The organism is Kitasatospora sp. NPDC058406 (assembly GCF_042722765.1).
Classification (GTDB): Bacteria; Actinomycetota; Actinomycetes; order Streptomycetales; family Streptomycetaceae; genus Kitasatospora.
On record NZ_JBHXKE010000272.1, the window covers coordinates 1 to 11,635 of the forward strand.

At 73.2% G+C, this 11,635-nt stretch carries 14 protein-coding genes; 13 read left to right on the forward strand and 1 reads right to left on the reverse strand.

All coding sequences use genetic code 11. The features are described 5' to 3' along the window. Positions 1 to 826, reverse strand: an 826-nt coding sequence (locus ACFWOG_RS34990) for an amidohydrolase family protein (protein WP_380363313.1), incomplete at its 3' end; no start/stop codon positions are given. 408 nt (positions 827 to 1,234) lie between these two features. On the opposite strand from ACFWOG_RS34990, the gene ACFWOG_RS34995 reads away from it, so the two are divergent. The 13 genes from ACFWOG_RS34995 (at position 1,235) to ACFWOG_RS35055 (ending at position 11,217) form a co-directional block, all read left to right on the forward strand. Next, positions 1,235 to 1,690 carry a hypothetical protein gene (locus tag ACFWOG_RS34995; protein WP_329882636.1) on the forward strand — a complete coding sequence of 152 codons (456 nt, stop codon included), beginning with the start codon at positions 1,235 to 1,237 and terminating at the stop codon, positions 1,688 to 1,690. A gap of 117 nt (positions 1,691 to 1,807) precedes the next feature. After that, positions 1,808 to 2,263 (forward strand): ester cyclase, encoded by a 456-nt coding sequence (locus ACFWOG_RS35000; RefSeq protein ID WP_329882637.1) that lies wholly within the window; start codon positions 1,808 to 1,810, stop codon positions 2,261 to 2,263. 41 nt (positions 2,264 to 2,304) lie between these two features. Beyond that, complete coding sequence (locus tag ACFWOG_RS35005; RefSeq protein ID WP_329882638.1) at positions 2,305 to 2,637, forward strand: TcmI family type II polyketide cyclase; 333 nt, start codon at positions 2,305 to 2,307, stop codon at positions 2,635 to 2,637. 119 nt (positions 2,638 to 2,756) lie between these two features. Continuing rightward, a complete protein-coding gene (locus tag ACFWOG_RS35010; RefSeq protein ID WP_329882639.1) occupies positions 2,757 to 3,026 on the forward strand; it encodes an acyl carrier protein in 270 nt (89 codons plus the stop codon). A gap of 3 nt (positions 3,027 to 3,029) precedes the next feature. Continuing rightward, complete coding sequence (locus ACFWOG_RS35015) at positions 3,030 to 3,521, forward strand: SRPBCC family protein (RefSeq protein ID WP_329950030.1); 492 nt, start codon at positions 3,030 to 3,032, stop codon at positions 3,519 to 3,521. A 5-nt stretch (positions 3,522 to 3,526) separates the two neighbouring features. Then, a complete protein-coding gene (locus tag ACFWOG_RS35020) occupies positions 3,527 to 3,958 on the forward strand; it encodes a cupin domain-containing protein (RefSeq protein WP_329950031.1) in 432 nt (143 codons plus the stop codon). After that, the gene (locus ACFWOG_RS35025) at positions 3,955 to 5,241 is read left to right on the forward strand and encodes a beta-ketoacyl-[acyl-carrier-protein] synthase family protein (RefSeq protein ID WP_329950032.1); all 1,287 of its coding nucleotides are present in this window, start codon (positions 3,955 to 3,957) and stop codon (positions 5,239 to 5,241) included. Before ACFWOG_RS35020 ends, ACFWOG_RS35025 begins: the two co-directional genes overlap by 4 nt. Continuing rightward, complete coding sequence (locus ACFWOG_RS35030) at positions 5,238 to 6,473, forward strand: beta-ketoacyl synthase N-terminal-like domain-containing protein (protein ID WP_329882643.1); 1,236 nt, start codon at positions 5,238 to 5,240, stop codon at positions 6,471 to 6,473. The genes ACFWOG_RS35025 and ACFWOG_RS35030 overlap by 4 nt, the downstream gene beginning before the upstream one ends. A gap of 29 nt (positions 6,474 to 6,502) precedes the next feature. Continuing rightward, positions 6,503 to 6,868, forward strand: a complete 366-nt coding sequence (locus ACFWOG_RS35035; RefSeq protein WP_329882644.1) for an antibiotic biosynthesis monooxygenase family protein — start codon at positions 6,503 to 6,505, stop codon at positions 6,866 to 6,868. 4 nt (positions 6,869 to 6,872) lie between these two features. Then, a complete protein-coding gene (locus tag ACFWOG_RS35040; RefSeq protein ID WP_380363319.1) occupies positions 6,873 to 8,300 on the forward strand; it encodes an FAD-dependent oxidoreductase in 1,428 nt (475 codons plus the stop codon). A gap of 54 nt (positions 8,301 to 8,354) precedes the next feature. Further along, complete coding sequence (locus tag ACFWOG_RS35045) at positions 8,355 to 8,753, forward strand: nuclear transport factor 2 family protein (protein WP_327681289.1); 399 nt, start codon at positions 8,355 to 8,357, stop codon at positions 8,751 to 8,753. A 31-nt stretch (positions 8,754 to 8,784) separates the two neighbouring features. Then, positions 8,785 to 9,963, forward strand: coding sequence for a hypothetical protein (locus tag ACFWOG_RS35050; RefSeq protein WP_329950033.1), 1,179 nt, complete (start codon positions 8,785 to 8,787; stop codon positions 9,961 to 9,963). 204 nt (positions 9,964 to 10,167) lie between these two features. Next, the gene (locus ACFWOG_RS35055; RefSeq protein ID WP_380363321.1) at positions 10,168 to 11,217 is read left to right on the forward strand and encodes an ArsR family transcriptional regulator; all 1,050 of its coding nucleotides are present in this window, start codon (positions 10,168 to 10,170) and stop codon (positions 11,215 to 11,217) included. Positions 11,218 to 11,635 lie beyond the last annotated feature (418 nt).

The following is an 11,635-nucleotide window of genomic DNA, read 5'->3' on the forward strand; positions in this document are numbered from 1 at the left end:
CGCCCGGCCCGCCCGTCCCCGGCCCTCCGGGACCGCCGGGCCGGCCCGCCGCACCGGGCCCGCCCGCCGGGGGTCCGCCGACACCGGGCGGGGGTCCGCCGACACCCGCCGGGGGCCCGCCGGCGCCGGGCGGCGGGCCGCCCGCGCCCGGCCGCCCGAAGGTGACCGGCATCCGCCGGGCCAGCTCCAGCCGCTCCAGCAGCAGCGGCAGCCCGCCGCCGCAGACCGGCGCGACGATCCGCAGGTCGGGGTACTTCTCCAGCCAGCCGGCGAAGAGCACCGCCGCCGTTCCCAGCGTGACGTCGCAGGGCCGGGCGATCTGTTCGACCAGCCGCAGGTCGTCCAGCTCGCCGGCACCGGCCGGCTCGGCCGGCGGGTGCAGCATGACCGGGGTCCGGTACTGTGCGGCCATCGCGAAGAAGGCGTCGGCCTCCGGGCCGTCGAGGAAGCGCCCCTCGATGCTGGAGTTCACCATCAGCCCCACGAACTCGGGCTGTTCGAGGCGCTTGGCGGTGGCGGCCAGCTCGGCGTCGGAGCCCAGCGGGTTGGTGTAGACGTATCCGCGGAGGGCTCCGGGCCGGGCCCGGACCTGCTCGCCGAGCCAGTCGTGGAACCGCTCCAGGGTGTCGAGCGGCTGGCGGTAGTTGTCCAGTCCCGGCGTGCGCACCATGGTGCCCGCGCCTACGGGACTGCCGACCAGGGACGTGGTGATCCCGGCCGCCGCCTTGAGTTCCACCATGCCGTCGACGTCGACGAGGCTCGGCGGCATGGGGAACCGGCGGAAGAGTTCGGGCGACGTGATGTGGCCGTGCACATCGATCGTCATCGGCTCGACACCTCCTGGGATGTCCGCCGGCCGGTCGGCTCGGCAGGGTGGTCGCGGGCCCGGACAGTCAAGTGAGTGAGTGCCCGCTCGCACCGTAGGGTGCAGCCGGTGCGCGCGTCAACACGGCCTCCTCCCCGGCTGGTTGGTGCAACGAACCGGCTGGGCAACCGGCCCGGGAGGACCGGGACGCGGTCCGTGGACGCCCGGGCGACGTCCCAGCCCGGTGGAGACGGATGCCTCCTGACACTGGGACCACCCGGCGGCAAGGATGAGCCGGCGGGGCCGCCCCGGGGGCCGAGATGCCCCGGCCCCCGGGGTCCCGTGCCATCGCACCGGGCGACCCCGCCCCGGTTCGCCGAACACTCGGCGAACGTCCCGTGATCTCCAGGATCGATTCGAGGAATCGACATGAAGGACAATGCGAACGTCTGGCTGGTGACATCGTCCAGCGTTCAGCTCGGCACCTTGTGGATCATGAAAACCTCGATCCTGCCGATGCTGAACTCTCTGCCCTACGACCGGTACGTCAACACGTGCCAGCTCATCGACATGCACGTGTTCCACCCGATCGCCTTCTGGAACGGCATCGCCACCGCCACCGTGGGCGCCACCAAGGCCGTCCGCTCGGAGAGCAAGGTGGCCAAGGTGCTGTACGCGGCCGGCACCGTCGGCATGGCGACCGTCGCGGTCGCCTCCGAGGGCGTCAACCGCCCGATCTGGCGCCAGATCGAGCGCTGGAGCCCCCACCAGGACAGCGACGCCGCCTGGCGCGGCAAGCGCCGCCGGTGGCACCTGGCGCACGAGACCCGGACCATGGGCGCGATCGGTGCGGCGGTCTGCTTCACCCTCGCCGCACTTCTCTGACCTGCGCCGGTCCACCTCCGGGGCCTTCCCTGCCCCGCTTTGCGAAGCCCTGACTTCCGCCCACCCGGACCGCCCACGGCCTCGGCCGCAGGGTCGTCCGCCGAGCAAAGGAGTGTCATGACCTCGTCCACCGAGACCACGGTCGAGACCAACAAGGCCCTCATCCGCGACCTGACCGAGCGGGCCTTCAACGACGGCGACCTGTCCACCATCGGCGACCGCTTCGCCGAGGACTATGTGGTGCACGCCCCCGGCCTGCCCCCGATGCCGCCCGGCCCGGACTCGTTCCGCCAGGCCGTGCTGCTCTGGCGCAACGCCTTCCCCGACGTCCACGTGACCGTCGAGGACGTGGCCGGCGACGGCGACCGGGTCTACGCCCGCTTCACCACCCGCGGCACCCACCAGGGGCAGCTGTTCGACATCCCGCCGACCGGCAAGCCGGTCACGGTGCACGAGATGTCCTGCCACCGGATCGTCGACGGCCGGGTCGTCGAGTCGTGGATCGGCGACAACGTGCCCCGGATCCTGCTCGACATCGGTGCCATCCAGCCGGTCGGCCGCCCGCAGCACTGACCCCACCAGCCCGAGCCCACCGCACCCCGAGGGGAGCCCCCATGCACCGCTCACTGATCATCGCCCGGATGGTGCCCGGATCGGAGGGCGACGTCGCCCGCATCTTCGGCGAGTCGGACGAGACCGAACTGCCGCGGATCGCCGGCGTCACCCACCGCTCGCTGTACCTGCTCGGCGACACCTACGTCCACCTGCTGGAGACCGACGACCCGGGTCAGGCAGCGGTCGACGCCGCCCGCCGCCACCCCGAGTTCGCCCGCGTCAGCGAACGGCTCACCCCGTTCATCTCCCCCTACCTGGCCACGTGGCGCTCCCCGCAGGACGCGGTCGCCCAGTGCTTCTACAGCTGGGAGTCCGGTACCGGCGGTCGGTGACCCGACCACCGCCGGCGCCCTGACCGACGGGGTCCGTTCACCCCGGAGCAGCGCTGTGCCCCGGAGCGGCACCCCCGCCCCGGAGCAGTCCCTACACCGGAGAAACGAGAGGCAGCACCATGACCGACCACCAGGCCGGCGGGACGACCACGGTCGTCACCGCGGCGGAGATCGAGAACGTCCTCATCACCAGCGCCGGCGCGGCGCCGGACGTCTTCGAGGGCTCCCGGCACGTCCCCCTGGAGGAGCTCGGCCTCGACTCGCTGGCCGTCCTGGAGCTGGAGGCGGTGATCGCCGACCGGTACGGCCTCAAGGTCCCGGACGGCGCCGTCGCCCTCAGCGTCGACGAGATCGTCGCCCAGCTGCAGGGCGCCGGGGCGGTGAGCTGACCGATGGCCGGACACACCGAGAACGGCATCGTCATCCAGGCCCCGCTCAAGCTCGTCTGGGACGTCACCAACGACGTCGCCGGCTGGCCCGAGCTGTTCACCGAGTACGCGTCCGCCGAGATCATCGAGCAGCGCGGCGAGACCGTCCGGTTCCGGCTCACCATGCACCCGGACGAGGAGGGGCGGATCTGGAGCTGGATCAGCGACCGGACCGTCAACGCGGCCGACCGCACCGTCCACGCCCACCGGGTCGAGACCGGGCCCTTCGCCTACATGCAGATCCACTGGCGCTACGAGGAGCTGCCCGAGGGCGGCACCCGGATGACCTGGATCCAGGACTTCTCGATGAAGCCCGCCGCCCCGGTCGACGACCAGGGCATGACCGAACGCCTCAACACCAACTCGCCCGTGCAGCTGGAGATCATCCGCCGCAAGGTCGAGGCACTCGCCGCCGACCGGGGCACCGCCCAGGCCGGCCCCGCCGAAGAGGAGTGAGCGCCATGGCCGTCAGGAACTACCGAATCGTCGGCATCGACGACGTCCCCGCCAACCGGAAGCGCGGTGGCGAGACCCGTGCGGTGCTCTCCCCGGCCACGGTCGGCTCGACCTCGGGCTTCATGGGGATCGCCCGGCTCCAGCCCGGGGAGCGGATCAGCGAGCACTACCACCCGTACAGCGAGGAGTTCGTGCTCCTCGTCCGGGGCGAGCTCACCCTCGACCTGGACGACAAGCCGTTCGAGCTGTTCGCCGGCCAGGGCCTGGTCATCCCCAAGGACGTCCGGCACCGGCTGCGCAACACCGGCAACGAGGAGGCCTTCGCGGTCTTCCACCTCGGCCCGCTGGCGCCCTCCCCGGAGCTGGGCCACGTCGACACCGAGGACGGCCCGGGCACCAAGGCGCACGAGGGACACATAGTGCTGGGGGAGCGATGACCGCATCCCCCTCCGCAGGCGCCCGCCGCGTGGTGGTCACCGGGATCGGTGTGGTGGCGCCCGGCGGCACCACCCGGGAGTCCTTCTGGGACCTCATCACCTCCGGCCGCACGGCGACCCGCAGGATCAGCGCGTTCGACCCGTCGGCGTTCCGCTCGCAGATCGCCGCCGAGGCGGACTTCGACGCAGTCGCGGCCGGCCTCACCCCGCTGGAGCTGCGCCGCGCCGACCGCTACGTCCAGTTCGCGCTGGCCGCCTCCCAGGAGGCGGTGTCCGACGCCGGACTGCAGCTCGACGAACAGACCCGTGAGGCCACCGGCGTGGTGCTCGGCTCGGCGGTCGGCGGCACCATCGTCCTGGAGGACGAGTTCGTGGTGGCCAGCGACTCCGGCCGCAACTGGCTGGTCGACCCGGACGTCACCAGCCCCTTCCTCTACCAGGGCCTGATCCCCAGCAGCCTGGCCGCCGACGTGGCCGCCCGGCACGCGGTGCACGGCCCGGCCGTGGTGGTCTCCACCGGTTGCACCTCCGGCATCGACGCGATCGGCCACGCCTACCAGTTGCTGGTGGACGGCGAGGCCGAGGTGATGATCACCGGTGCTTCCGACTCGCCGATCTCCCCGGTCACCGTGGCCTCCTTCGACGCGATCAAGGCCACCACCCCGGACAACGACGACCCGGAGCACGCCTCCCGGCCGTTCGACCGGGACCGGCACGGCTTCGTGCTCGGCGAGGGCTGCGCGGTGCTCGTCCTGGAGGAGCTGGAGCACGCCCGCCGGCGCGGCGCCCGGATCTACTGCGAGGTGGTCGGCTACGCCAACCGCGGCAACGCCTTCCACATGACCGGGCTGCGCCCGGACGGCCTGGAGATGTCCGAGGCGATCAGCGACACGCTCCGCCAGGCCCGGCTCAACCCCGAGGACGTGCACTACATCAGCGCCCACGGCTCCGGGACCAGGCAGAACGACCGGCACGAGACCGGCGCGTTCAAGCGCTCGCTGGGCCACGCCGCGTACGGCGTGCCGATCAGCTCGATCAAGTCGATGGTCGGCCACTCGCTGGGCGCGATCGGCGCGATCGAGATGGCCGCCTGCGCGCTGGCCGTCGAGCGCGGGGTCGTCCCGCCGACCGCCAACTGGCAGAACCGGGACCCCGAGTGCGACCTCGACTACACGCCCAACAACGCCCGTGAGGTACGGGTCGGTGCGGCGCTGTCGGTCGGCAGCGGGTTCGGCGGCTTCCAGTCCGCGATGCTCTTCGCCAAGCTCGGGAGGATCCGATGAGCGAGCGGCGCGCGGTCATCACCGGCGTCGGCGTGGTCGCGCCGAGCGGGACCGGCAGTGAGGCCCACTGGAAGACGGTCTGCGGCGGCGAGAGCCGGATCGGCCCGATCACGCTCTTCGACGCGAGTTCGTACGAGACCACGCTGGCCGGCGAGGTCGGCGACTTCGACGCCAACCGGTACGTCGAGCGCAGGCTCCAGGTGCAGACCGACCGCTGGACCCACCTGGCCTACGCGGCGGCCGAACTGGCCTTCGGCGAAGCCGAGTTGGATCCGTCCACGGTCGAGCCCTACAAGTTCTCGGTGGCGCTGGCGAGTTCGTCCGGCGGCAACCAGTTCGGCCAGCGCGAGCTCCAGCGGCTCTGGCAGCCGGACACCTCGCGGACCGTCGGCGCCTACCAGTCGATCGCCTGGTTCTACGCCGCGACCGTCGGCCAGCTGGCCATCCGGCACCAGGCCAAGGGCCCGTCCAGCGTCCTCGTCTCGGAGGGCGCCGGCGGCCTGGACTCCCTGGCGCACGCCGCCCGCCTGATCCGCCGCGGCGCGGACGTGGTGCTGGCCGGCGGCACCGAGGCGCCGCTCGGCCCGTACGCGCTCGCCTGCCAGCAGCGCAGCGGCCGGCTCTACACCGGCACCGACCCGGCGGCGGCGTACCTGCCGTTCGACGAGCGCGCGGCCGGCTACGTGCCGGGCGAGGGCGGCGCGGTCTTCGTGGTCGAGGACCTCGAACACGCGCTGGCCCGGGGTGCCCGGATCCGCGCCGAGATCTCCGGCTGGGCCGCCACCCACGACGGCGCCTCCACCACCCGGACCGGCGCAGGCTCGGTCCGCCAGTACGCCCGCGCGCTGGGCACCGCGATCGAACGGGCCGGGCTCACCCCCGGCGACGTCGACGTGGCCTTCCCGGACGCGGTCGGCGTCGCGGCGTACGACCGCACCGAGGTGCAGGCGCTGCGCGAGGTGTTCGGCGAGGCCGGCCCGGCCGCCGTCACCACCCAGAAGCCGCTGACCGGGCGGCTCTACCAGGGCGGCAGCGCACTGGACGCCGCCACCGCGGTGCTGGCCATGGACAACGGCCTGATCCCGCCCTCGGCGGGCCCGGCCCGCCCGGCCGACGGCTGCGAGCTGGCCTTCGTCCGCGAGGAGCAGGCCGTCGAGGTCGGCGCCGCGCTGATCGGTGCCCGCGGTTTCGACGGCTTCAACAGCGCCGTCGTCCTGCGCGCGCACTCCTGACACCCAACGACCTCGGAAGGGAGACCGCCATGCCGGTCGACGAGGGCGCGGCGCGAGGCCGCGTGCTCTTCCTCATCACCGTCAAGGAAGAGCGCCGCGAGGACTTCCTCAAGGCGTACGAGCAGGTCCGCCACCTGGTGGCCGAGGGTGTCCCCGGACACGTCCGTGACCAGGTCTGCCAGTCGTCCACCGACCCGGAGCAGTGGCTGATCACCAGCGAGTGGCGCGCCCTGGACGACTTCGTGGCCTGGGAGGAGACCGAGGAGCACCGGGACCTGGTGCGCCCGATGCGCGAGTGCTTCACCAACGCGAAGTCCATCCGGTTCCACATCCAGGCCGAGACCTCGCGGGACACCCCGCGGGCGAGCCTTTCCACTCCCACCACCACGGGTTGAGGTCATGACACGGACACTGATCATCGGTGGCAGCGTCGCGGGCCTGGTGGCCGCGCTGGCGTTCGCCGACCTCGGGCACGACGTCACGGTGCTGGAGCGTGACGCCAACGAGGCGCCGGACACCGTCGACCTGGCGCACAGCGACTGGCAGCGGCCCACCGTGCCGCAGATGCACCAGTCGCACGCCTTCGGCTCGCTCGGCACCAACCTCCTGCGGGAGCGGCTGCCCGCCGTCTACCAGGCCCTGGTCGCGGCCGGTGCCCGGGAGATCGAGCTCGGCCGGGCGATGCCGCCGTCGCTGGCCGACAAGACCCCGCACCCGTCCGACGCCGAGCTCCGGATGATCGGCAGCCGGCGCTCGACCTTCGAGCTGATCCTCCGCCAGGAGGCGCTGCGCCGGCCCGGGATCTCCTTCCGGCGGGGCGAGACGGTGCGCGGCCTGACCGTGGCCGACCGCGGCCCGGCCCGGGTGACCGGCGTCGTCACCAAGGACGGCCGCAGCGTCGCGGCCGACCTGGTGATCGACGCGAGCGGTCGCCGCTCGCAGGGACACGAGTGGCTCCGCGAGCACGGCCTGGCCGAGCCGGAGCAGGTCGCGCAGAGCGCCGACATCACCTACTACACCCGTTACTACCGTGCGCTGAGCCCGCGTCCGGCCGGTCCGCTCAACCGCGGCTTCGGCGCCGGCGGGCTCTGGGACCACTACACCGGCGTGCTGTTCCTCGGTGACAGCAACACCTTCACCATCTCCTTCGGCGTGCTGCCGGACGACACGGAGCTGAAGGCGCTGCGCATCGAGGACGCGTTCACCGCCGCGGTCCGCGCCACCCCGCTGCTGGCCCCCTGGGTGTCGCCGGAGGTCGCCGCGCCGATCTCGCCGGTGCACGCGATGGGCGGCCTGGACAACTCGCTGCGGCTGTACGGGCAGAACGCGCAGCCGGTCCCCGGCTTCCTGCCGGTCGCCGACGCGGTCTGCACCACCAACCCGGCGTACGGGCGCGGGGTCTCCCTGGCCATCGCCCACGTGCTCGGCCTGGCCGACCTGGTGCGCGAGCACCCGGAGCCGGACGCCGAGCAGGCCGCGCTGGCGGCCGGCCTGGCCGGGCGGACCTTCCGCCCGTGGTTCGAGGACGCGGTCCGCAACGACGCGGGCCGGGCCCGGCTCTGGCGGGCCACCGTGGCCGGCCAGCAGCTGCCGCCGCTGCCGCCGGACGTCATCACCTTCGGCACCGTGGCCGAGGCGGCCGCCACCGACGAGGTGGTCTGGCGCCGGCTGGCCCGCACCATGATGTCGCTCGACAACCCGGCCGGCCTCTACGAGGACGAGGAGATCCGGCTGCGGGTCAAGCAGGCCGCCGCGGGCGGGCCGCCGCCGTTCCCCGCCCCGGACCGGGCCTCCCTGGTCGACGTCGTCCGCCGCGCCGCGGGCTGACGTCCTCACCTTTCCCTTCCCGCCCCGCAAGGCACCACCCACAGGAGGAGAATCATGAAGGTCGTCGACCACCCCAACGCCAAGCTCATGGAGGCGGTCTACGCCGCGTTCACCGTGGGCGACGTCCAGAAGGCCGCCGGCTACTGGACCAAGGACTGCGTGCACTACTACCCGGGCACCAGCGAACTGTCCGGCGCGCACGAGGGCATCGAGTCCGCACTGGCCTTCGCCGGCCGGATGTTCGAGATCTGCCAGGGCCGCATCCAGATGGAGATCCACGAGATCGGCGCCAGCGACACGTTCGCGTTCGCCACGGTCTTCACCCGCTACGAGCGCGAGGGCAAGAGCCTCGAGATGCCGTTCGTCAACGTGGCGCGCATCCAGGACGGCCTGATCGCCGAGTTCTGGACCTACCCCGAGGACCAGTACGCCGTCGACCAGTTCTGGGCCTGACGCTCCCCGACGATTGAGAGGTGGCATCACCATGGCAGGGATCATCAGCAGTTGGGGTGACAACACCAACGGCCAGCTCGGCGACGGCGGGACCGTCAACCGGGCCGCCGCGCAGGACATCAAGGGCCTGGAGGGCGTGGTCCGGGTCGTGGCCGGCAGCGGTCACGCCCTGGCCCTGACCGCCGACGGCGAGCTCTGGGGCTTCGGCCGCAACGCCTTCGGCCAGCTCGGCGACGGTTCGACGGAGAACCAGGCGAGCCCGGTCCGGACGATCGGCCTGCCCGGCCGGGTCCGCTCGGCCGGCGCCGGCGGCGGGCACAGCGCCGCGCTGCTGGAGGACGGCACGGTCTGGGCCTGGGGCGCGGGCTTCTTCTGCGCCCTCGGCGAGGCCAACTTCGGCGTGCAGCCGGTCCCGGTCCGGGTCGACGGCCTGGAGGACGTGATCGAGCTCGCCGTCGGCGGCGCGCACAACCTGGCCCTCAAGGCCGACGGCACCGTCTGGTCCTGGGGCCGTGACGACCGCGGCCAGCTGGGCGACGGCCCGAACTCCACCCGCGAGGGCCGGATCGTCCGCTCCTACATGACCGCCTCCTTCGACTGCCGGCCGCGTCCGGCCGTGATCGAGGGCCTGGAGCCGGCGGTCCGGCTGAGCGCCGGCGGCGGCCACAGCCTGGCCGTGCACGCCGACGGCTCCGCTTCGGTCTGGGGCTTCAACGACCGCGGCCAGCTCGGCGACGGCACCCTGGTCGACCGCGCCGCCCCGCAGAAGGTGCAGGGCCTCGGCCCGGTCACCCAGCTGGTCGGCGCCTACCACCACACGGTGGCGCTGCTGGCCGACGGCACCGTCGCGGCCTGGGGCCTCAACGACGGCGGCCAGCTCGGCGACGGCACCACCGTCGACCGCGCGGTGCCCGCCCCGGTGCCGGGTCTGACCGGCGTCAAGGCGGTGACGGCCAGCGGTGGCGGCACCGACGCCAACCCGGGCACCGGCGGCCACGCGCTGGCACTGCTCGCCGACGGCTCGGTGCTCGGCTGGGGCTGGAACAACTGGGGCCAGCTGGCCGCCGGTGACGCCGAGACCGTCCCGACCCCGGCCCGGATCGCGCTGTCCGGCCCGGCCGTGGGCATCGCCGCCGGCGGGGAGATCCCGCCGACCAACAAGTTCATGGCCAACCCGGGCGGCGGCTTCGCCTTCGCCCTGCTGGGCTGAGCCCCTTCCGGGCAACCGCCGCGTGGTCCCGGCCCGTTCGGGGCCGCGCGGTGCCGGGCCGACGGGCCCGCCGCGCACGCACCACCGGGTCCGCCCGGCGGTCCGTGCAGGGCGGACCGGTCCGTCGTCCCGTCCACCCATGACCGCTCGGGCCGCGGGCACCGTCCGCCCGCGGCCCGGTCCCCGCAGGGAGGCCTCACCCTTATGACCGCCGTTCCCCAGACCGCCCCTGCCTCGGCCGGCGCGGTGTTCCTCTCCGAACTCATGTTCCCGTCCACGCCACGCTGCCTGGCACTGGCCGCCGAGTACCGGATCGCCGAGCTGCTGGCCGACGGCCCGCTGCCGGCCGCCGAACTCGCCGAGCGCGCCGGGGTGGCCGCCGGCCCGCTCGCCAAGGTGCTGGGGCTGCTCGCCGAGGACGGTGTCTTCGAGGAGACCGAGCCCGGCGTCTTCGCCAACACCGGTCTCTCCGAGCTGCTGCGCCCCGGCGTGCCGGGCTCGATGGACGCGATGGCCCGGATGGTCGGTGCCGAGTGGCTCTGGTCCTCCTGGGGCGCGCTGGACCACAGCCTGGTCACCGGCAAGCCCGGCTTCGAGAAGGTGCACGGCACCGCGCTCTGGCCGTGGCTCCAGCGCAACCCGGGTGCGGCCGCCACCTTCAACCAGGCGATGACCGACTTCACCGACGCGCTCTCCGACGCCCTGGTCTCCGCCTACCCCGAGTTCGCCGAGGCCGGTGCGGTCTGCGACCTGGGCGGCGGGCAGGGCACCTACCTGGCGGCGATCCTCCAGAAGTACGACGCGCTCGGCCGCGGCGTGCTGGCCGACCTGCCGAGCGTGATCGAGCAGGCCCGGACCCAGCCGGACGTCGCCAAGCTGGCCGAGCAGGGCCGCCTGGACTTCGAGCCGGTCGACTTCTTCGCCGGCGTCCCGGCCGGGATCGGCGCGTACGTCACCAAGCAGGTCTGGCACTCATGGCCGGACGACGCGCTGGTGCGACTGCTGCGCAAGTGCCGGGAGGCCTCGCCGGGCGCCCGCTTCGTCGCGGCCGAGCTGGTGCACCGCGAGGGTGTGCCGCGCTTCGTGAAGAACTTCGACCTGGTCATGCTGGTCACGATGAGCGGCGAGGTCCGGACCGAGGAGCAGTTCGCCGAGGTCTTCCGGCGCGGCGGCTTCCGGCTGAACCGGGTGGTGCCCACCGGGACGGCCTTCTCGCTGCTGGAGGCCGTGCCCGACCCCGACCCGCTGGACTGAGCGACCACGTGCGGCCGTGCGGTCGGGTGACCGTACGGCCGCGCGGCCGTACGCCGCAGGACCGTGAGCGGCCGGACCGAGGACCCTCGGCCCGGCCGTCGGCGTGCGGTCGTCGCGGCCCGTCGGCGGCGCCGGAACAGCCGCCGAAATATCCGTCCGCATATTCGCTCCACCGTCCGTCCGCGTATTCTCCGGTGATTTTCCGGAGCGCCATGGAAAAGGGCCCGGATCCGTAACGGATCCGGGCCCCCGGTCGTCCTCCCGGGCGAATTCCCGGAAGGTCTTTCGGCTCAGTCGAAGCGGAATTCCGACAGCCCCCCGGCCGGCCGGAACCCGAACGACTCGAAGAGTGACCGGATGGCGCTGTTGCCCTCGCCGGTGACCGCCAGGCAGATCACCGTCTCGCGTACGGCCAGCT

Bases quoted from the DNA above. Each gene is read 5' to 3' on its own strand.
- ACFWOG_RS34995 (WP_329882636.1), top strand. From the start codon at position 1,235: ATGAAGGACAATGCGAACGTCTGGCTGGTGACATCGTCCAGCGTTCAG.
- ACFWOG_RS35000 (WP_329882637.1), top strand. From the start codon at position 1,808: ATGACCTCGTCCACCGAGACCACGGTCGAGACCAACAAGGCCCTCATC.
- ACFWOG_RS35005 (WP_329882638.1), top strand. From the start codon at position 2,305: ATGCACCGCTCACTGATCATCGCCCGGATGGTGCCCGGATCGGAGGGC.
- ACFWOG_RS35010 (WP_329882639.1), top strand. From the start codon at position 2,757: ATGACCGACCACCAGGCCGGCGGGACGACCACGGTCGTCACCGCGGCG.
- ACFWOG_RS35015 (WP_329950030.1), top strand. From the start codon at position 3,030: ATGGCCGGACACACCGAGAACGGCATCGTCATCCAGGCCCCGCTCAAG.
- ACFWOG_RS35020 (WP_329950031.1), top strand. From the start codon at position 3,527: ATGGCCGTCAGGAACTACCGAATCGTCGGCATCGACGACGTCCCCGCC.
- ACFWOG_RS35025 (WP_329950032.1), top strand. From the start codon at position 3,955: ATGACCGCATCCCCCTCCGCAGGCGCCCGCCGCGTGGTGGTCACCGGG.
- ACFWOG_RS35030 (WP_329882643.1), top strand. From the start codon at position 5,238: ATGAGCGAGCGGCGCGCGGTCATCACCGGCGTCGGCGTGGTCGCGCCG.
- ACFWOG_RS35035 (WP_329882644.1), top strand. From the start codon at position 6,503: ATGCCGGTCGACGAGGGCGCGGCGCGAGGCCGCGTGCTCTTCCTCATC.
- ACFWOG_RS35040 (WP_380363319.1), top strand. From the start codon at position 6,873: ATGACACGGACACTGATCATCGGTGGCAGCGTCGCGGGCCTGGTGGCC.
- ACFWOG_RS35045 (WP_327681289.1), top strand. From the start codon at position 8,355: ATGAAGGTCGTCGACCACCCCAACGCCAAGCTCATGGAGGCGGTCTAC.
- ACFWOG_RS35050 (WP_329950033.1), top strand. From the start codon at position 8,785: ATGGCAGGGATCATCAGCAGTTGGGGTGACAACACCAACGGCCAGCTC.
- ACFWOG_RS35055 (WP_380363321.1), top strand. From the start codon at position 10,168: ATGACCGCCGTTCCCCAGACCGCCCCTGCCTCGGCCGGCGCGGTGTTC.